Source organism: Shewanella sp. T24-MNA-CIBAN-0130 (assembly GCF_040310185.1).
In the GTDB taxonomy this organism is placed as follows: domain Bacteria; phylum Pseudomonadota; class Gammaproteobacteria; order Enterobacterales; family Shewanellaceae; genus Shewanella; species Shewanella psychromarinicola.
In genome coordinates, this window is sequence record NZ_JBEOPP010000086.1 from 1 (window position 1) to 15,326 (window position 15,326).

29 protein-coding genes are annotated in these 15,326 nt (G+C 44.9%); all 29 read right to left on the reverse strand.

The features are described from left to right. Positions 1-594: 594 nt before the first annotated feature. On the reverse strand, positions 595-789 hold the full coding sequence (locus AAEZ02_RS20650) for a hypothetical protein (protein WP_164839426.1): 195 nt from the start codon (positions 787-789) through the stop codon (positions 595-597). Positions 790-1,322: 533 nt separating this feature from the next. Further along, complete coding sequence (gene rplQ, locus AAEZ02_RS20655) at positions 1,323-1,718, reverse strand: 50S ribosomal protein L17 (protein WP_101033752.1); 396 nt, start codon at positions 1,716-1,718, stop codon at positions 1,323-1,325. Positions 1,719-1,758: 40 nt separating this feature from the next. Then, positions 1,759-2,748, reverse strand: a complete 990-nt coding sequence (locus AAEZ02_RS20660; protein WP_101033750.1) for a DNA-directed RNA polymerase subunit alpha — start codon at positions 2,746-2,748, stop codon at positions 1,759-1,761. 24 nt (positions 2,749-2,772) lie between these two features. Further along, a complete protein-coding gene (rpsD, locus tag AAEZ02_RS20665; protein ID WP_101033748.1) occupies positions 2,773-3,393 on the reverse strand; it encodes a 30S ribosomal protein S4 in 621 nt (206 codons plus the stop codon). A gap of 32 nt (positions 3,394-3,425) precedes the next feature. Then, positions 3,426-3,818, reverse strand: a complete 393-nt coding sequence (rpsK, locus tag AAEZ02_RS20670; protein ID WP_011635661.1) for a 30S ribosomal protein S11 — start codon at positions 3,816-3,818, stop codon at positions 3,426-3,428. Positions 3,819-3,835: 17 nt separating this feature from the next. Next, on the reverse strand, positions 3,836-4,192 hold the full coding sequence (rpsM, locus tag AAEZ02_RS20675; protein ID WP_101033746.1) for a 30S ribosomal protein S13: 357 nt from the start codon (positions 4,190-4,192) through the stop codon (positions 3,836-3,838). 116 nt (positions 4,193-4,308) lie between these two features. Next, the gene (gene rpmJ / locus AAEZ02_RS20680) at positions 4,309-4,422 is read right to left on the reverse strand and encodes a 50S ribosomal protein L36 (RefSeq protein WP_006083579.1); all 114 of its coding nucleotides are present in this window, start codon (positions 4,420-4,422) and stop codon (positions 4,309-4,311) included. A 41-nt stretch (positions 4,423-4,463) separates the two neighbouring features. Continuing rightward, complete coding sequence (gene secY / locus AAEZ02_RS20685; protein WP_101033744.1) at positions 4,464-5,786, reverse strand: preprotein translocase subunit SecY; 1,323 nt, start codon at positions 5,784-5,786, stop codon at positions 4,464-4,466. A 7-nt stretch (positions 5,787-5,793) separates the two neighbouring features. Beyond that, positions 5,794-6,228 carry a 50S ribosomal protein L15 gene (gene rplO, locus AAEZ02_RS20690; RefSeq protein WP_011635657.1) on the reverse strand — a complete coding sequence of 145 codons (435 nt, stop codon included), beginning with the start codon at positions 6,226-6,228 and terminating at the stop codon, positions 5,794-5,796. Beyond that, a complete protein-coding gene (rpmD, locus tag AAEZ02_RS20695) occupies positions 6,228-6,416 on the reverse strand; it encodes a 50S ribosomal protein L30 (RefSeq protein WP_101033742.1) in 189 nt (62 codons plus the stop codon). The genes rplO and rpmD overlap by 1 nt, the downstream gene beginning before the upstream one ends. Positions 6,417-6,422: 6 nt before the next feature. Continuing rightward, positions 6,423-6,926, reverse strand: a complete 504-nt coding sequence (rpsE, locus tag AAEZ02_RS20700; protein WP_011494651.1) for a 30S ribosomal protein S5 — start codon at positions 6,924-6,926, stop codon at positions 6,423-6,425. A gap of 12 nt (positions 6,927-6,938) precedes the next feature. Then, positions 6,939-7,289 carry a 50S ribosomal protein L18 gene (gene rplR / locus AAEZ02_RS20705; protein ID WP_101033740.1) on the reverse strand — a complete coding sequence of 117 codons (351 nt, stop codon included), beginning with the start codon at positions 7,287-7,289 and terminating at the stop codon, positions 6,939-6,941. 10 nt (positions 7,290-7,299) lie between these two features. Beyond that, positions 7,300-7,833 carry a 50S ribosomal protein L6 gene (gene rplF, locus AAEZ02_RS20710; RefSeq protein ID WP_124013993.1) on the reverse strand — a complete coding sequence of 178 codons (534 nt, stop codon included), beginning with the start codon at positions 7,831-7,833 and terminating at the stop codon, positions 7,300-7,302. 10 nt (positions 7,834-7,843) lie between these two features. After that, the gene (gene rpsH, locus AAEZ02_RS20715) at positions 7,844-8,236 is read right to left on the reverse strand and encodes a 30S ribosomal protein S8 (RefSeq protein WP_101033736.1); all 393 of its coding nucleotides are present in this window, start codon (positions 8,234-8,236) and stop codon (positions 7,844-7,846) included. Between the two features lie 24 nt (positions 8,237-8,260). Then, positions 8,261-8,566 carry a 30S ribosomal protein S14 gene (rpsN, locus tag AAEZ02_RS20720; protein WP_124013992.1) on the reverse strand — a complete coding sequence of 102 codons (306 nt, stop codon included), beginning with the start codon at positions 8,564-8,566 and terminating at the stop codon, positions 8,261-8,263. 10 nt (positions 8,567-8,576) lie between these two features. Then, positions 8,577-9,116 carry a 50S ribosomal protein L5 gene (gene rplE / locus AAEZ02_RS20725; RefSeq protein WP_101033732.1) on the reverse strand — a complete coding sequence of 180 codons (540 nt, stop codon included), beginning with the start codon at positions 9,114-9,116 and terminating at the stop codon, positions 8,577-8,579. A 13-nt stretch (positions 9,117-9,129) separates the two neighbouring features. Continuing rightward, positions 9,130-9,444 (reverse strand): 50S ribosomal protein L24, encoded by a 315-nt coding sequence (gene rplX, locus AAEZ02_RS20730; protein ID WP_101033730.1) that lies wholly within the window; start codon positions 9,442-9,444, stop codon positions 9,130-9,132. 10 nt (positions 9,445-9,454) lie between these two features. Then, positions 9,455-9,823 (reverse strand): 50S ribosomal protein L14, encoded by a 369-nt coding sequence (rplN, locus tag AAEZ02_RS20735; RefSeq protein ID WP_011635649.1) that lies wholly within the window; start codon positions 9,821-9,823, stop codon positions 9,455-9,457. Positions 9,824-9,998: 175 nt separating this feature from the next. Further along, positions 9,999-10,247 carry a 30S ribosomal protein S17 gene (gene rpsQ, locus AAEZ02_RS20740; protein WP_101033728.1) on the reverse strand — a complete coding sequence of 83 codons (249 nt, stop codon included), beginning with the start codon at positions 10,245-10,247 and terminating at the stop codon, positions 9,999-10,001. After that, positions 10,247-10,438, reverse strand: a complete 192-nt coding sequence (gene rpmC, locus AAEZ02_RS20745; RefSeq protein ID WP_101033726.1) for a 50S ribosomal protein L29 — start codon at positions 10,436-10,438, stop codon at positions 10,247-10,249. The genes rpsQ and rpmC overlap by 1 nt, the downstream gene beginning before the upstream one ends. Next, positions 10,438-10,848: a 50S ribosomal protein L16 gene (rplP, locus tag AAEZ02_RS20750; protein ID WP_101033724.1), complete on the reverse strand. Its 411-nt coding sequence runs from the start codon at positions 10,846-10,848 to the stop codon at positions 10,438-10,440. Before rplP ends, rpmC begins: the two co-directional genes overlap by 1 nt. An 11-nt stretch (positions 10,849-10,859) precedes the next feature. Then, positions 10,860-11,549 (reverse strand): 30S ribosomal protein S3, encoded by a 690-nt coding sequence (gene rpsC / locus AAEZ02_RS20755; protein ID WP_124013991.1) that lies wholly within the window; start codon positions 11,547-11,549, stop codon positions 10,860-10,862. 12 nt (positions 11,550-11,561) lie between these two features. Then, positions 11,562-11,894, reverse strand: coding sequence for a 50S ribosomal protein L22 (rplV, locus tag AAEZ02_RS20760; RefSeq protein ID WP_101033720.1), 333 nt, complete (start codon positions 11,892-11,894; stop codon positions 11,562-11,564). A gap of 15 nt (positions 11,895-11,909) precedes the next feature. Beyond that, the gene (gene rpsS, locus AAEZ02_RS20765; protein ID WP_101033718.1) at positions 11,910-12,188 is read right to left on the reverse strand and encodes a 30S ribosomal protein S19; all 279 of its coding nucleotides are present in this window, start codon (positions 12,186-12,188) and stop codon (positions 11,910-11,912) included. A gap of 15 nt (positions 12,189-12,203) precedes the next feature. Then, positions 12,204-13,028 carry a 50S ribosomal protein L2 gene (rplB, locus tag AAEZ02_RS20770; RefSeq protein WP_101033716.1) on the reverse strand — a complete coding sequence of 275 codons (825 nt, stop codon included), beginning with the start codon at positions 13,026-13,028 and terminating at the stop codon, positions 12,204-12,206. Positions 13,029-13,044: 16 nt separating this feature from the next. After that, positions 13,045-13,347: a 50S ribosomal protein L23 gene (gene rplW / locus AAEZ02_RS20775; RefSeq protein WP_101033714.1), complete on the reverse strand. Its 303-nt coding sequence runs from the start codon at positions 13,345-13,347 to the stop codon at positions 13,045-13,047. Further along, on the reverse strand, positions 13,344-13,949 hold the full coding sequence (gene rplD / locus AAEZ02_RS20780; RefSeq protein WP_101033712.1) for a 50S ribosomal protein L4: 606 nt from the start codon (positions 13,947-13,949) through the stop codon (positions 13,344-13,346). The genes rplW and rplD overlap by 4 nt, the downstream gene beginning before the upstream one ends. 17 nt (positions 13,950-13,966) lie before the next feature. After that, the gene (gene rplC / locus AAEZ02_RS20785) at positions 13,967-14,605 is read right to left on the reverse strand and encodes a 50S ribosomal protein L3 (protein ID WP_101033710.1); all 639 of its coding nucleotides are present in this window, start codon (positions 14,603-14,605) and stop codon (positions 13,967-13,969) included. 27 nt (positions 14,606-14,632) lie between these two features. Further along, on the reverse strand, positions 14,633-14,944 hold the full coding sequence (gene rpsJ / locus AAEZ02_RS20790; protein ID WP_011635639.1) for a 30S ribosomal protein S10: 312 nt from the start codon (positions 14,942-14,944) through the stop codon (positions 14,633-14,635). Positions 14,945-15,326 lie beyond the last annotated feature (382 nt).

Below are 15,326 nucleotides of genomic sequence, written 5' to 3' on the forward strand. Positions count from 1 at the left end.
AATGATTTTTTTGATGAGGAAAGATCTGCTTATCGTTAAATTCGGCAAATAGTGGCGCTTTTAGACTGGCGTTAACAACCACTATGGTTGAGGTTAACCCATCAGTATTAACGGCCAATCACAAACTGCTTTGCTACGCGTTGTCAACGATTGTTGTCGCTATTAAAACCACTATTCTCTATGTCACCGGCTAGGCTTTGGCCATAAAGCAGGTTGTAGTGTATGTCTTGGCCAAGGGCGTTTTTTGGCACTTGCTCCGCTGATGTATCGAGCCAGTGTTTAAATTGCCTCCTGAAGAACTTGAATGAGCCACTTAAAAAAATGATCAGTCTTTTTGACTTAGTGCAGATATTTGCATTTCAATACAATTCCGCTTGGCTATCATGCTCAGTGCCATATCCGCCTTGTTGACGCTGCAAGTTTTGTTTTTCCTGTGCAACTTTCATGTTTCTTTGAATTTATATCTTGGATAGACCCCACAAGTCTATTGCTTGCCTGTTAGAAGGCCGCGTAGCAATCGATCGGTAAATAACCCTAACGGGTTTGCTCCATGGCAAGAAAAGCGCTCTCGCACGTGTCCTTGAGGCTACCTTGTTAATAGTCGTACAGCACAAAGTTGTTTAAACCTTGATAACGAGGCTCATCCACGCCAGAGCAATTCACCCACAGATACGATTCGTTAATCACTTTGAGCGTCGCTTCATCAGCGTGAGGTTCACTTTTAGTTAATAGAGGTTGGTACCGTAAATCATCTAAGGAGTTAACAGGACGGCGGACTTTATCATCCAATCTGCGATTAACGCTTAAGCTGTACCTCTGGCTTGTATAGGGCTAATAGATACTGCTGATATAAGAAATAGTGCTGGTGATGAGCGAATTAATAGCTTGGGGTTATAATACTTTCACAAAAAAGGCTGACTGACAACGAATAGGGGAAGCCCACAAACCCGTTTGATGCTGCATGCAGATAGTCTATTGAAAAGCATGGGGCGTCACCTCTGTCGACATGATCACTGTTATTTATCAAACGCTGCGACGTTTTAAGCTTAGTTGCTTTACAGAAATAAAAGGTGCTGAACTGAGATTATGTTAATGACAAAAACCAGTAATCGTTAAAGCGCTGGCTGCATTTATTGGGAGGCAGCTCATTCTTCATGAGAACATTTAGCCATATTAACTCTTGATGTAATAGTTAGCCGTTAAGATAAAGGAGCAATAAGCGGTACTGAAGAGGTACTTGCCCGAACGCTTATAATATGACCGATGCAGGAAAAAAATAAAAAAAACCGAGCCTAAGCTCGGTTTTTTCGGTGAGTAACTAATTACTCAGCAGCTTCTACTTCAACAGCTTCAGCAGCTTCAGGACGACCTACTAACTCGATGTAAGCCATTGGGGCTTTATCACCGGTACGTAGACCGCACTTTAGAATACGAGTGTAGCCACCAGGACGTTCCTGGAAGCGTGGACCCAATTCAGTAAATAACTTACCTACAACTTCAGCGTCGCGGGTACGAGCAAAAACTAAACGGCGATTTGCAACGCTGTCAATTTTAGCAAGTGTTATTAGAGGTTCAACAACGCGACGCAGTTCTTTCGCTTTAGCTACAGTTGTCTTGATAATCTCATGACGAACTATTGAACAAGCCATGTTACGAAACATAGCTTGACGATGACTGCTGTTGCGGTTTAGTTGACGACCACTCTTACGATGGCGCATGACCTAATCCTTATAACCTAAATCTGTACTAACCTGAGACTTATAGGTCGTCAGCTAAACTAGCCGGTGGCCAGTTTTCTAGACGCATACCTAACGACAGTCCGCGAGACGCTAAAACATCCTTAATTTCGGTAAGAGATTTCTTACCTAAGTTAGGGGTCTTAAGCAACTCAACTTCAGTGCGTTGTACCAGATCTCCGATGTAATGAATCGCTTCGGCTTTTAAACAGTTAGCCGAACGTACAGTTAGCTCTAAATCGTCGACAGGACGCAGCAAAATCGGATCGAACTCCGGTTTCTCTTCTACAACAGCCTGCTCAGTCACATCACGTAATTCAACAAACGCATCTAGCTGTTCAGCTAAGATGGTTGCGGAACGACGAATGGCTTCCTCAGGATCAATAGTACCGTTAGTGGTCATATCAATCACAAGTTTGTCTAAGTCAGTACGTTGTTCTACACGAGCAGCTTCAACATTATATGCAATGCGAGCTACAGGCGAGAATGAAGCATCAATCAATAAGCGACCGATTGGGCGATCATCGTCTTCAGTCTGTGCACGAGCCGAAGCAGGCACATAACCACGACCACGCTCAACGCGGATACGCATGCTGATATCATTGTTACCAGTCAAGTGACAGATAACATGATCAGGATTCACGATGGTAACATCACCATCATGCGTGATATCTGCTGCTGTAACAGGGCCTGTGCCGGACTTGCTTAATGTAAGCAAAGCCTCGTCTTTACCCTCGATGGTCACTGCTAATCCCTTAAGATTAAGCAATATCTCAAGGATATCTTCTTGCACGCCTTCCTTACTGCTGTATTCATGCAGTACGCCGTCAATTTCGACTTCAGTAACTGCACAGCCAGGCATAGACGACAATAGGATTCGACGCAACGCGTTACCTAAGGTATGGCCAAAACCACGTTCTAGTGGCTCTAGTGTAACTTTGGCGCGAGTTGAATTAACCTGCTCAATATCAACGAGACGCGGTTTAAGAAATTCTGTAACAGAACCCTGCATTGTGTCCTCTCTTGTTTGTTAGCCTTACTTAGAGTAAAGCTCGACGATCAGCTGTTCGTTAATATCCGCAGACAAATCGCTACGTTCTGGAATACGCTTAAAAGCACCTTCCATTTTCGCATTGTCGACTTCTACCCATGTAGGCTTTTCACGTTGAGAAGCCACTTCTAAAGCCGCTTTGATACGAGCTTGAGTACGTGACTTTTCACGGATGCTTACAACATCATTCGCAGACACTTTGAATGACGGAATATTAACAACACGACCGTTAACCATAACAGATTTATGGCTTACTAGCTGACGTGATTCTGCACGCGTAGAACCGAAACCCATACGATAAACAACGTTATCTAGGCGGACTTCTAAGAGTTGCAATAGGTTTTCACCTGTATTGCCTTTTAAACGTGCAGCTTCTTTGTAGTAGTTACGGAATTGCTTTTCTAGCACTCCGAAAATACGACGAACTTTTTGTTTCTCGCGTAGCTGAATACCATACTCAGACAAACGTGGCTTACGTGCGCCATGTTGTCCAGGTGCAGTTTCTAGCTTACACTTCGATTCGATTGCTCTCACACCGCTTTTTAGGAAAAGGTCTGTACCTTCTCTGCGGCTGAGCTTGAGCTTGGGACCCAAGTATCTTGCCATGATCTTTCTCCAACTATCCTATATACGCAGTGTTATACACGACGTTTTTTAGGTGGACGACAGCCATTATGAGGGATAGGCGTCACATCGGTAATGTTGGTAATTTTATAACCAACAGCGTTCAGCGCACGAATGGCTGATTCACGACCTGGACCTGGACCCTTCACGAAAACTTCAAGGTTTTTAACGCCGTAGTCTTGAGCAGCAATACCTGCACGCTCAGCAGCAACCTGTGCAGCGAATGGTGTTGATTTACGTGAACCACGAAAACCAGAACCACCTGAGGTAGCCCATGACAACGCATTACCTTGACGATCTGTAATGGTGACAATTGTGTTGTTGAAAGACGCATGGATATGAGCCATGCCATCTGCAACCTGTTTACGTACGCGCTTACGCGGAGAACGTGACGGAACTTTAGCCATTTTGGTTTACCTTCCCGTTACTTTCTGATTGGCTTACGTGGACCTTTACGCGTACGCGCATTGGTCTTAGTACGTTGCCCACGAAGGGGCAGGCTACGACGATGGCGGAGACCACGATAACAACCAAGATCCATAAGACGCTTGATGTTCATTGAAATCTCACGACGCAAGTCACCTTCTACTGAATATTTGGCGACTGCTTCGCGTAGGATATCTATCTGAGCTTCGCTCAATTCCTTGATCTTAGCATCTTCGGCGATTGAAGTAGATGCGCAGATTGCTCTAGCGCGTGTACGTCCAATACCAAAGATAGCAGTCAACGCAATGACTGCATGCTTTTGATCAGGAATGTTAATGCCAGCGATACGGGCCACTATGCACTCCTTAAGTTAAAGGTCATCTGCGAAAAGCCCGAAAGGATACTCGACAGACGACAGATTTGCAAACAATATTTTGGTCAGCCCATTATTGGGCTGACCAAACTTCTTTCTTAGCCTTGACGCTGTTTGTGTTTTGGTTCAACACAGATAACGCGAACAACGCCACTACGCTTGACGATCTTGCAATTACGGCAGATCTTCTTCACGGAAGCTCGAACTTTCATTTCATCACTCCGTAAAAGCAATCTTGTTTTCCAAAGCGATCTTATTTCGCTTTGTTAACGAGATTAGCTTTCTTCATCACAGACTCATACTGATGAGACATCATATGGGTCTGAACCTGAGCCATGAAGTCCATGGTCACGACGACTATAATTAGTAGTGAAGTACCGCCAAAATAGAACTGTACTTTCCACGCAATTAACATGAACTCCGGAATTAAGCAGATAAAGGTAATATACAACGCACCCGCTAAGGTTAAACGTGTCATTACTTTATCAATGTAACGCGAAGTCTGTTCTCCGGGACGGATCCCAGGAATGAATGCACCACTCTTTTTCAAGTTATCTGCTGTTTCACGAGGGTTAAAAACCAACGCAGTATAGAAGAAACAGAAAAAGATAATTGCTGACGCGTACAATAATGAATACAGCGGTTGTCCTGGTGACACAGCTAAAGCGAAATCGCTTAACCATGACATAGACTCATTTTGACCAAACCACTGAGCCAGTGTGCCTGGGAACAAAATAATGCTGGAAGCAAAGATTGGTGGAATCACACCTGCCATATTAATTTTTAAAGGTAAATGGGTGCTTTGCGCTGCAAAAACCTTACGGCCTTGTTGGCGCTTAGCGTAGTTAACGACGATACGACGTTGACCACGTTCCACAAATACCACTAAATAAGTTACAGCAAATACAATAACAGCGAGCAACAGTAGTACTAAAACATTCATGTCACCTTGACGCGCCTGCTCGGCTGTTGAGCCGATGGCCGATGGTAGACCAGCAACAATACCTGCGAAAATTAAAATCGAGATACCATTACCAATACCACGTTCGGTAATTTGCTCACCTAGCCACATAAGGAACATAGTTCCTGTCACTAGACTCACAACTGCAACAAAGTAAAAACCAATTCCGGGATTGGCCACAAGGCCAGGCATCAGATTTGGTAAACCCGTTGCAATACCGACAGATTGCAGCGTACCCAGCATAAGTGTGCCATATCGAGTATATTGACTGATTTTTTTACGTCCTGATTCGCCTTCTTTTTTTAATTCAGCGAGTGCAGGATGCACAACAGTCAATAACTGCATTATGATAGATGCCGAAATATACGGCATGATACCCAATGCGAAGATAGAAGCACGCTCTAAAGCACCACCCGAGAACATGTTGAACATGCCAAGGATGGTATCTTTTTGCTGAGCAAATAGCTCTGCCAATACAGCGGCGTCAATACCAGGAATTGGCACAAACGAACCGGCTCTAAAGACGATAATTGCGCCAATCACGAACAGAAGACGAGTTTTCAGTTCAGACAAACCGCCTTTCGCGCTTTTTGAATCAAGTCCTGGTTTTGCCATCGATGTATTATTCCTCGATCTTGCCACCGGCAGCTTCAATAGCTGCACGAGCACCTTTAGTTACCTTCAGACCTTTTACAGTCACAGGGCGGTCAATGGTACCTGAAAGAACGATTTTCGCAAACTGGATATTGCGAGTAATAACATTCGCATCTTTCAGTGCATTCAAATCGACAACATCACCGTTAACTTTTGCTAGTTCGAGTAAACGAACTTCAGCTGTTACCAAAGCGCGACGCGAGGTAAAGCCAAATTTAGGTAGGCGGATCTTAAGTGGCATTTGACCACCTTCGAAACCGACGCGAACGCCGCCGCCTGAACGAGACTTCTGACCTTTATGGCCACGTCCCGCTGTTTTACCTAAACCTGAACCGATACCACGGCCTACACGCTTAGGAGCAGATTTAGAACCTGCTGCTGGAGATAGAGTATTTAGACGCATTATCTTAATTCCTCCACCGAAACCATGTAGTACACCTTGTTAATCATACCGCGAACTGAAGGTGTATCTTCAATTTCGACAGTGTGACCAATGCGGCGTAGGCCTAAACCGGTTAAGGTTGCACGGTGTTTTGGTAAACGACCAATGCTGCTTTTAGTCTGTGTGACTTTTAAAGTTTTAGTAGCCATGGTGCATTACCCCCGAATTTCATCAACATTCAGGCCACGTTTTGCTGCGATTTGAGCTGGTGACTTCATGTGCACCAACGCATCGACAGTTGCGCGAACGATGTTGATCGGGTTAGTAGAACCGTATGCTTTTGACAGAACGTTATGAACGCCTGCTACTTCCAATACGGCACGCATTGCGCCTCCGGCAATAATACCGGTACCCTGTGATGCTGGTTGCATATAAACTTTAGAACCAGTATGGCGACCTTTAACTGGGTGATGCAAAGTACCTGCATTCAACTCCACGGTTACCATATTTCGACGGGCTTTTTCCATTGCTTTTTGAATAGCAGCTGGAACTTCTCGCGCTTTACCATAGCCATAGCCGATCTTACCATTACCATCACCCACAACTGTTAGTGCAGTGAAGCTAAAGATACGACCGCCTTTAACTACTTTAGAAACACGATTAACTGCAATTAATTTCTCTTGCAGATCGTCTTTTTGCTGAGCTTCTAATTTAGCCATTTTTATAACCCCTTAGAACTTCAGGCCAGCTTCACGAGCGGCATCTGCTAACGCAGCGACACGACCATGATACTTGAAACCAGAACGGTCGAACGCAACTATTGCTACGCCCTTCTCGATCGCACGCTCAGCAACAATTTTACCTACTGCTTTAGCTGCATCCACGTTACCGGTACTCTTTAGTAGTTCTTTAACCGCTTTTTCAACGGTTGAAGCAACTGCCAACACCTGAGCTTCAGGATTGATTACCTGAGCATAAATGTGACGTGGTGTACGATGTACAACCAGACGATTCACGCCCAGCTCTTGGATCTTCTTACGTGCACGAGTAGCGCGACGTAAGCGAGATGTTTTCTTATCCATATCGCGTTACCTACTTCTTCTTAGCCTCTTTACGGCGTACTACTTCGTCGTCATAGCGAACACCTTTGCCCTTATAAGGCTCTGGTGGACGATATCCGCGAATTTCAGCAGCAACCTGACCAATTAACTGTTTATCAACGCCCGAAAGCACGATTTCAGTTTGGCTAGGACACTCTGCAGTAACGCCTGCGGGCAGTTTGTGTACTAATGGATGTGAAAAACCTAAAGTTAAATCTAAGTCACTACCAGCAATCTTTGCACGGTAACCTACACCAACTAATTTAAGTTTTTTCACAAAACCTTGAGATACACCAACAACCATATTGTTTACCAATGCACGTGCAGTACCAGCCTGTGCCCAAGCGTTAGCAACGCCTTCGACAGGAAGGAACTTAACTTGTGCATCGTCGATAACAACATTTACCGCATTGTTGATTACTCGAGTCAGACTTCCTTTACTGCCTTTCACAGTTAAGGTCTGTTCGTTTAAAGTCACCTCTACGCCAGCAGGAACAGTGACTGGTGCTTTTGCAACACGAGACATTTCTAGCTCCTTACGCTACGTAGCAGATAACCTCGCCACCCGAGCCATTTTGGCGGGCGGCGCGATCAGTCATCAAGCCTTTAGAAGTGGACACAATTGCGATACCCAGACCGCCCATCACCTTTGGTAGCTCGTCTTTACCTTTGTAAATACGAAGACCAGGGCGACTTACACGCTGGATAGTCTCAACGACTGGTTTGCCTTGAAAGTACTTTAAGGTAATTTCTAATTCAGGCTTAGCTTCATCTGCTACGGCGTATTCAGTAATGAAACCTTCATCTTTAAGTAATTTCGCAATTGCTACTTTTAACTTAGCTGAAGGCATCTTTACAGATACGTGGTTAGCAGCTTGGCCGTTACGAATACGGGTTAACATATCCGCAATAGGATCTTGCATGCTCATATTAGCTTACTCCGTGACAAGTGCTTACCAGCTGGCCTTACGCAGACCAGGAACTTCACCACGCATGGTTGCTTCACGTAATTTAATACGGCTTAAGCCGAATTTACGTAGGAAACCATGTGGGCGACCAGTTTGATTACAGCGGTTGCGTTGACGCGCAGCGCTAGAATCACGTGGTAGAGCTTGTAACTTAAGTACAGCATCCCAGCGATCTTCGTCAGAAGTTGCAGGACTGTTGATAATAGCCTTAAGTGCTAAACGCTTTTCAGCATATTTAGCTACGAGCTGCGCACGTTTTGCTTCACGTGCTTTCATAGATGTTTTTGCCATTATGCTACCCTTATTTCTTGAATGGGAAGTTAAAAGCGTCTAACAAAGCACGACCTTCTTCATCATTCTTCGCAGTAGTAGTGAAAACAATATCCATACCACGAATTTTATCGATTTTATCATAATCGATTTCTGGGAAGATGATCTGCTCACGCACGCCCATTGCGTAATTACCACGACCGTCAAACGCTTTAGCGCTTAAGCCTCGGAAATCACGAATACGTGGTATTGCAATGTCAACTAAACGCTCTAAAAATTCCCACATACGCTCACCGCGTAGGGTCACTTTACAGCCAATAGGGTAGCCTTCACGGATTTTAAAACCAGCAACTGATTTACGTGCAACAGTTACAATTGGTTTCTGGCCAGCGATTGCAGTCATGTCACGGAGCGCATGCTCCATAACTTTCTTATCTGCAACAGCTTCGCCTACACCCATGTTGAGGGTGATTTTTTCAATCCGAGGGACTTGCATGACACTGCTATAACCGAACTTTTTAGCTAGTTCAGCGATTACAGTCTCTTGATATTTATCATGCAGTTTCGCCATCGTTTACTCCAAATTACTTAACGAGTTCGCTGTTCGATTTAAAGAAACGGACTTTTTGGCCGTCTTCAAATCGGAAACCAACACGATCTGCCTTGCCTGTGGCTTGGTTAAAGATCGCAACGTTTGATGCTTGAATCGGTGCTTCTTTCTCGATAACGCCGCCAGTCACGCCCAATTGAGGGTTTGGTTTCTGGTGCTTTTTAACAAGATTGAGGCCTTCAACAATTAACTTACCAGTAGGTAAAACTTGAGAAACCTTACCGCGGCTACCCTTGTCTTTACCTGCTAGTACAATTACTTCGTCTTCACGACGGATTTTAGCTGCCATTTGAAGCTCCTTACAGTACTTCTGGTGCCAGCGAGACAATCTTCATGAATTTATCATTACGCAATTCACGTGTCACTGGGCCAAAGATACGAGTACCAATCGGTGCAAGGTTTGCATTAAGCAAAACCGCTGCATTTCGATCGAAGCGAATGACAGAACCGTCTGGACGACGAACGCCTTTCTTAGTACGGACTACCACCGCGTTATATACATCACCTTTCTTCGCTTTAGCGCGAGGAATTGCTTCTTTAACAGAAACTTTGATGATGTCGCCGATACCGGCATAACGACGATGAGAGCCACCCAAGACCTTAATACACTGAACTCTGCGTGCGCCGCTGTTACATGCGACGTCTAGAGTCGATTGCATTTGGATCATTTCAAGTGCTCCGCTATCGTTACTACACAATCCCACTATGGGACTACATTTGAACCAAATTCAAGTAATAATTTACTTAAAAATGGCGCGCAAGTATAACACACATTTTCGGGATGCATAGCAAAAAAAACAAACGGCCCCAAATACTGGGGCCGTTTACGTTAGCCTAATAAAATTAGGCTTTTGTCACTACTTCAGCAAGCGTCCAAGACTTAGTCTTAGATAGCGGACGACACTGGCTAATCGCCACGTAATCCCCTTCGTTACACTGATTAGTTTCGTCATGTGCATGGATCTTAGTAGTACGCTTAATGTACTTCCCATAAATAGGATGTTTCACTTGGCGCTCAATAGCAACAGTAATAGACTTGTCCATTTTGTTGCTAATTACTTTACCTTGCAAAGTACGGGTTTTATCAGACATTACGCACCTGCCTTAGAAGTAATAATGGTCTTTACACGTGCAATGTTACGACGCACTAGTTTCAATTGATTAGTTTGGCTCAACTGACCAGTAGCGTGTTGCATACGCAGGTTAAACTGCTCACGCAGCAGACCAAGTAATTCAGCGTTAAGTTCTTCAACGCTCTTTTCTCTTAGTTCGCTCGCTTTCATTACATCACCGTCTTAGTTACGAAGGTAGTCTTCAGAGGAAGTTTGGCTGAAGCCAAAGCAAAGGCTTCACGAGCCAACGCTTCAGGAACACCATCCATCTCATAAAGAACCTTACCAGGTTGAATCTGACATACCCAGTATTCAACGTTACCTTTACCTTTACCCATACGCACTTCTAGAGGCTTAGAGGTAATTGGCTTGTCAGGGAAAACTCGAATCCAAATTTGTCCTTGACGCTTAACGTGACGTGTCATGGCACGACGTGCAGATTCAATTTGACGAGCAGTTAAACGGCCACGGCCGACTGCTTTCAAACCGAAAGTACCAAAGCTAACTTCAGTACCGTTCGCTAGACCGCGGTTGCGGCCCTTGAACATCTTGCGAAACTTCATACGTTTAGGTTGCAGCATAAAAGTTTCTCCTATTTACCACGAGGCTTACGCTTGGGTTGCTGCTTAGGCTCTTCAATAGCTGGTATTAAACCGTCTAGAACTTCGCCTTTGAAGATCCAAACTTTAATACCAATCACACCATATTGCGTGTGACTTTCTGCAGTTGAATAGTCGATATCGGCACGCAAAGTATGTAGAGGTACACGACCTTCACGATACCATTCTGCACGCGCGATTTCAGCTCCGCCTAAACGGCCGCTCACTTGAACTTTGATACCTTGAGCACCAATGCGCATTGCGTTTTGTACTGCGCGCTTCATAGCACGACGGAACATAACACGACGCTCTAACTGCTGAGCTATAGAGTCAGCGACGAGCTTAGCGTCTAATTCAGGCTTACGGATCTCAGCGATGTTGATTTGAGCAGTAGTACCAGTGATTTTAGACACATAGGCACGTAATACTTCAACGTCTTCACCTTTCTTACCAATCACAATACCTGGACGGGCAGTGTGAATAGTAACGCGGATGCTCTTCGCTGGGCGTTCAATAACAATCTTAGATACTGATGCGGCTTTTAACTTTTCAGTTAAATATTGACGCACTTCCCAGTCGCTGTTCAGATTATTTGCATAGTCTGACTTATCTGCGTACCAGGTAGAGATCCAAGGCTTAGTGATACCCAGACGGATACCATTAGGATGTACTTTCTGTCCCATTGCTCTCTTCTCCTAGCGATCTGCTACAACCACAGTAATGTGACTGGTACGCTTCATGATACGATCAGCGCGGCCTTTAGCACGTGGCAAGATGCGCTTCATTGTTGGGCCTTCATCTACGAAGACGGCTCCAACTTTAAGCTCATCAATGTCAGCACCTTCGTTGTGTTCGGCGTTTGCGATAGCTGAGTCAAGTACTTTTTTAACTAGTACGGCGGCTTTCTTGGGGCTGAATGTCAAAATCTCGAGCGCCTTAGAAACAGGCAATCCACGAATTTGATCAGCAACTAGACGGGCCTTCTGCGCAGACGTACGAGCAAAACGATGTTTAGCTAAAACTTCCATCTTATTCCTCCCGTATTAACGCTTCTTCGCTTTCTTATCTGCGACATGGCCGCGATAAGTGCGAGTTGGTGAAAATTCACCAAGCTTGTGACCGATCATTTCGTCAGTTACGAACACAGGTACGTGCTGACGACCATTATGGACAGCGATGGTCAACCCAATCATATTAGGGATGATCATTGAGCGACGAGACCAAGTCTTAATTGGCTTTTTGTCTCCCGCTTCCATCGCTTTCTCTACCTTCTTCAGCAAGTGCAGGTCAATGAAGGGACCTTTCTTGAGAGAACGTGGCATGGCGAATCCTCTTAACTATTTATTACGACGACGTACGATGTACTTGTCAGTGCGCTTGTTGCTACGAGTTTTATAACCCTTAGTCGGCACACCCCATGGACTCACTGGATGACGTCCACCAGAAGTACGGCCTTCACCACCACCATGTGGATGGTCTACTGGGTTCATTGCAACACCTCGAACTGTAGGGCGTATGCCTCTCCAGCGCGTAGCACCTGCTTTACCTAACTGGCGTAGCATGTGCTCGGAATTACCAACTTCACCAAATGTTGCGCGGCAATCTACTGGAACTTTACGCATTTCGCCAGAGCGAAGACGTAGAGTTGCATAAGCACCATCACGCGCAACAACTTGTACATAAGCACCAGCTGAACGTGCGATCTGAGCGCCTTTACCAGGCTTCATTTCAACAGCGTGTACAACACTACCTACTGGAATGTTGCGTAACGGTCTAGCGTTACCAGTCTTGATTTCTGCATCCAAGCCAGATTGGATTGGGTCGCCAGCTTTCATGCCTTTTGCAGCAAGAATATAACGACGCTCACCATCTGCATACAGTACTAACGCGATGTGCGCTGTACGGTTTGGATCGTATTCAAGACGTTCAACTTTCGCAGGAATACCATCTTTGTTGCGTTTAAAGTCAACAATACGATAGTGCTGCTTATGTCCACCACCTATGTGGCGAACAGTGATACGGCCAGTATTGTTACGGCCACCACTTTTAGTTTTTTTCGCCAACAGGCCAGCAAAAGGTTTACCCTTATGCAGGTCCGTATTCACCACTTTAACTACGTGGCGACGACCTGGAGAGGTTGGCTTACACTTAATAACTGCCATGATAATTCTCCTTTGCTTATTCAGCGCCGCCGACGAAATCAATGTCAGCACCAGCAGCTAAAGTAACATAGGCTTTTTTCCAATCGATGCGACGACCAACTCGGCCACCAGTACGTTTGGTTTTGCCTTTATTAACTAAAGTGCGAACCGAATTAACTTCAACTTCAAATAGCTTCGCTACTGCAGCTTTAATCTCTGCTTTAGTTGCATCGATGGCTACGCGGAAGACTACAGTGTTGTTTTTCTCAGCAAGCACAGTACTCTTTTCAGAGATATGTGGACCAAGAATAACTTTTAGCAAACGTTCTTCGCGGATCATGCTAGCATCTCCTCGATTTGCTTCACTGCGTCAGCAGTAACAAGAACAGTGTTGAACGCAATTAGACTCACTGGGTCAAGACCCGCTACGTCACGAACGTCAACTTTGTATAAGTTGCGAGCTGCTAAGAATAAATTCTCATCAACTTCAGCAGTAACAATTAGAACGTCTTCTAAGTTCATTGCTTTTAATTTAGCTTTCAGCTCTTGTGTTTTAGGAGCTTCGACACCAAATGATTCAACAACAACCAGACGATCTTGACGTACCAATTCAGAAAATATGCTCTTAAGAGCACCACGGTACATCTTCTTGTTAACTTTTTGGCTATGATCTTGTGTTTTAGCAGCGAAAGTTACGCCACCGCCACGCCAGATTGGGCCTTTAACACTACCGGCACGAGCGCGGCCAGTGCCTTTCTGACGCCAAGGCTTTTTGCCTGAGCCAGTTACTTCTGCACGAGTCTTTTGGGCACGAGTGCCCTGACGCGCGTTTGCAGCATACGCTACAACTACCTGATGAACCAGTGCCTCGTTAAAGTCACGGCCGAAGGTAGTTTCGGAAACTTCAAGAGCGCTCTGGGCGTCTTTCAATACCAATTCCATTACTATCTCCTCAGACCTTAAGCTTTAACTGCTGGCTTGATAATCAAGTCACCATTGGTAGCGCCTGGAACTGCGCCGCGTACTAATAACAAGTTACGTTCTGCATCAACACGTACAACGTGTAGATTTTGAGTCGTTACTTGCTCAGCACCCATATGGCCTGACATTTTCTTGCCTTTGAATACACGACCAGGCGTTTGGTTCTGACCGATAGAACCATTCGAACGGTGTGCCAAAGAGTTACCGTGAGTCATATCTTGAGTACGGAAGTTCCAACGCTTAACACCGCCTTGGAAGCCTTTACCCTTTGATTGACCGGTAACATCTACTTTCACTGTCTCAGCGAAAATATCAACATTAATTTCAGCACCAACTTCAATGCCTTCGCCTTCACCATCTGCTAAACGCATTTCCCATAAACCACGACCGGCTTCGACGCCGCCCTTGGCAAAGTGACCTGCTTCTGCTTTAGTGATGCGATTGGCTTTTTTGGTACCAGTAGTTACTTGAAGTGCACGATAACCGTCTGTTTCTAAAGTTTTCACTTGAGTAACACGATTGCCTGCAATTTCAATTACTGTTACAGGGATTGACGTACCATCTTCAGTGAAGATGCGAGTCATACCCACTTTACGACCAATAAGACCGATAGCCATCTCTCAAACCTCTTCTAAGGATCTCAATTAACCTAAGCTAATCTGAACGTCGACACCAGCCGCAAGATCTAAACGCATTAATGCGTCTACAGTCTTTTCTGTTGGCTCTACGATGTCAACTAAACGCTTGTGGGTACGAATTTCGTACTGATCACGAGCATCTTTATTAACGTGCGGAGAGATCAAAACGGTATAACGCTCTTTGCGAGTAGGTAGTGGAATAGGTCCACGTACCTGCGCGCCTGTACGCTTAGCAGTTTCAACGATTTCCGCTGTAGACTGATCAATTAAACGATGATCAAAGCCTTTCAAGCGGATACGGATTCTTTGGTTCTGCATTGACCAGAGCTCCTAAAATGGACATATAAAAAATCACCCTCTAGCTTCTTCCTAATGGAAAAGCAGAGCGAGATGATTTAACCGTTCGACTCCCAATCGGAGTCGCTGTGAAAATGATTAACCATACTGGTTAGTCATTATAATTTACGCTGCACTAGTCAGCGAGGGGGCAAGTATACAGAACTTTTATCGGAGATCAAGCCCATTGTGTAAATAGTCTTCAGAAAGTTGTTTTACAATCAATTGCTGAGTATTCACTACACATCCTGGGTCAATACCACCAATGATTGTCAGTTTCTAAAAATAAAAAAGGAAGCCGAGGCTTCCTTTTTCAGTGTTCACTAAAGTCGCTATTACGCGATAATTTTAGCTACAACACCTG

Bases quoted from the DNA above. Each gene is read 5' to 3' on its own strand.
- rplQ (WP_101033752.1), bottom strand. From the start codon at position 1,718: ATGCGCCATCGTAAGAGTGGTCGTCAACTAAACCGCAACAGCAGTCAT.
- AAEZ02_RS20660 (WP_101033750.1), bottom strand. From the start codon at position 2,748: ATGCAGGGTTCTGTTACAGAATTTCTTAAACCGCGTCTCGTTGATATT.
- rpsD (WP_101033748.1), bottom strand. From the start codon at position 3,393: ATGGCAAGATACTTGGGTCCCAAGCTCAAGCTCAGCCGCAGAGAAGGT.
- rpsK (WP_011635661.1), bottom strand. From the start codon at position 3,818: ATGGCTAAAGTTCCGTCACGTTCTCCGCGTAAGCGCGTACGTAAACAG.
- rpmJ (WP_006083579.1), bottom strand. From the start codon at position 4,422: ATGAAAGTTCGAGCTTCCGTGAAGAAGATCTGCCGTAATTGCAAGATC.
- secY (WP_101033744.1), bottom strand. From the start codon at position 5,786: ATGGCAAAACCAGGACTTGATTCAAAAAGCGCGAAAGGCGGTTTGTCT.
- rplO (WP_011635657.1), bottom strand. From the start codon at position 6,228: ATGCGTCTAAATACTCTATCTCCAGCAGCAGGTTCTAAATCTGCTCCT.
- rpmD (WP_101033742.1), bottom strand. From the start codon at position 6,416: ATGGCTACTAAAACTTTAAAAGTCACACAGACTAAAAGCAGCATTGGT.
- rpsE (WP_011494651.1), bottom strand. From the start codon at position 6,926: ATGGCTAAATTAGAAGCTCAGCAAAAAGACGATCTGCAAGAGAAATTA.
- rplR (WP_101033740.1), bottom strand. From the start codon at position 7,289: ATGGATAAGAAAACATCTCGCTTACGTCGCGCTACTCGTGCACGTAAG.
- rplF (WP_124013993.1), bottom strand. From the start codon at position 7,833: ATGTCTCGTGTTGCAAAAGCACCAGTCACTGTTCCTGCTGGCGTAGAG.
- rpsH (WP_101033736.1), bottom strand. From the start codon at position 8,236: ATGAGCATGCAAGATCCTATTGCGGATATGTTAACCCGTATTCGTAAC.
- rpsN (WP_124013992.1), bottom strand. From the start codon at position 8,566: ATGGCAAAAACATCTATGAAAGCACGTGAAGCAAAACGTGCGCAGCTC.
- rplE (WP_101033732.1), bottom strand. From the start codon at position 9,116: ATGGCGAAACTGCATGATAAATATCAAGAGACTGTAATCGCTGAACTA.
- rplX (WP_101033730.1), bottom strand. From the start codon at position 9,444: ATGGCAGCTAAAATCCGTCGTGAAGACGAAGTAATTGTACTAGCAGGT.
- rplN (WP_011635649.1), bottom strand. From the start codon at position 9,823: ATGATCCAAATGCAATCGACTCTAGACGTCGCATGTAACAGCGGCGCA.
- rpsQ (WP_101033728.1), bottom strand. From the start codon at position 10,247: ATGTCTGATAAAACCCGTACTTTGCAAGGTAAAGTAATTAGCAACAAA.
- rpmC (WP_101033726.1), bottom strand. From the start codon at position 10,438: ATGAAAGCGAGCGAACTAAGAGAAAAGAGCGTTGAAGAACTTAACGCT.
- rplP (WP_101033724.1), bottom strand. From the start codon at position 10,848: ATGCTGCAACCTAAACGTATGAAGTTTCGCAAGATGTTCAAGGGCCGC.
- rpsC (WP_124013991.1), bottom strand. From the start codon at position 11,549: ATGGGACAGAAAGTACATCCTAATGGTATCCGTCTGGGTATCACTAAG.
- rplV (WP_101033720.1), bottom strand. From the start codon at position 11,894: ATGGAAGTTTTAGCTAAACATCGTTTTGCTCGTACGTCTGCGCAGAAG.
- rpsS (WP_101033718.1), bottom strand. From the start codon at position 12,188: ATGCCACGTTCTCTCAAGAAAGGTCCCTTCATTGACCTGCACTTGCTG.
- rplB (WP_101033716.1), bottom strand. From the start codon at position 13,028: ATGGCAGTTATTAAGTGTAAGCCAACCTCTCCAGGTCGTCGCCACGTA.
- rplW (WP_101033714.1), bottom strand. From the start codon at position 13,347: ATGATCCGCGAAGAACGTTTGCTAAAAGTTATTCTTGGTCCACATATC.
- rplD (WP_101033712.1), bottom strand. From the start codon at position 13,949: ATGGAATTGGTATTGAAAGACGCCCAGAGCGCTCTTGAAGTTTCCGAA.
- rplC (WP_101033710.1), bottom strand. From the start codon at position 14,605: ATGGCTATCGGTCTTATTGGTCGTAAAGTGGGTATGACTCGCATCTTC.
- rpsJ (WP_011635639.1), bottom strand. From the start codon at position 14,944: ATGCAGAACCAAAGAATCCGTATCCGCTTGAAAGGCTTTGATCATCGT.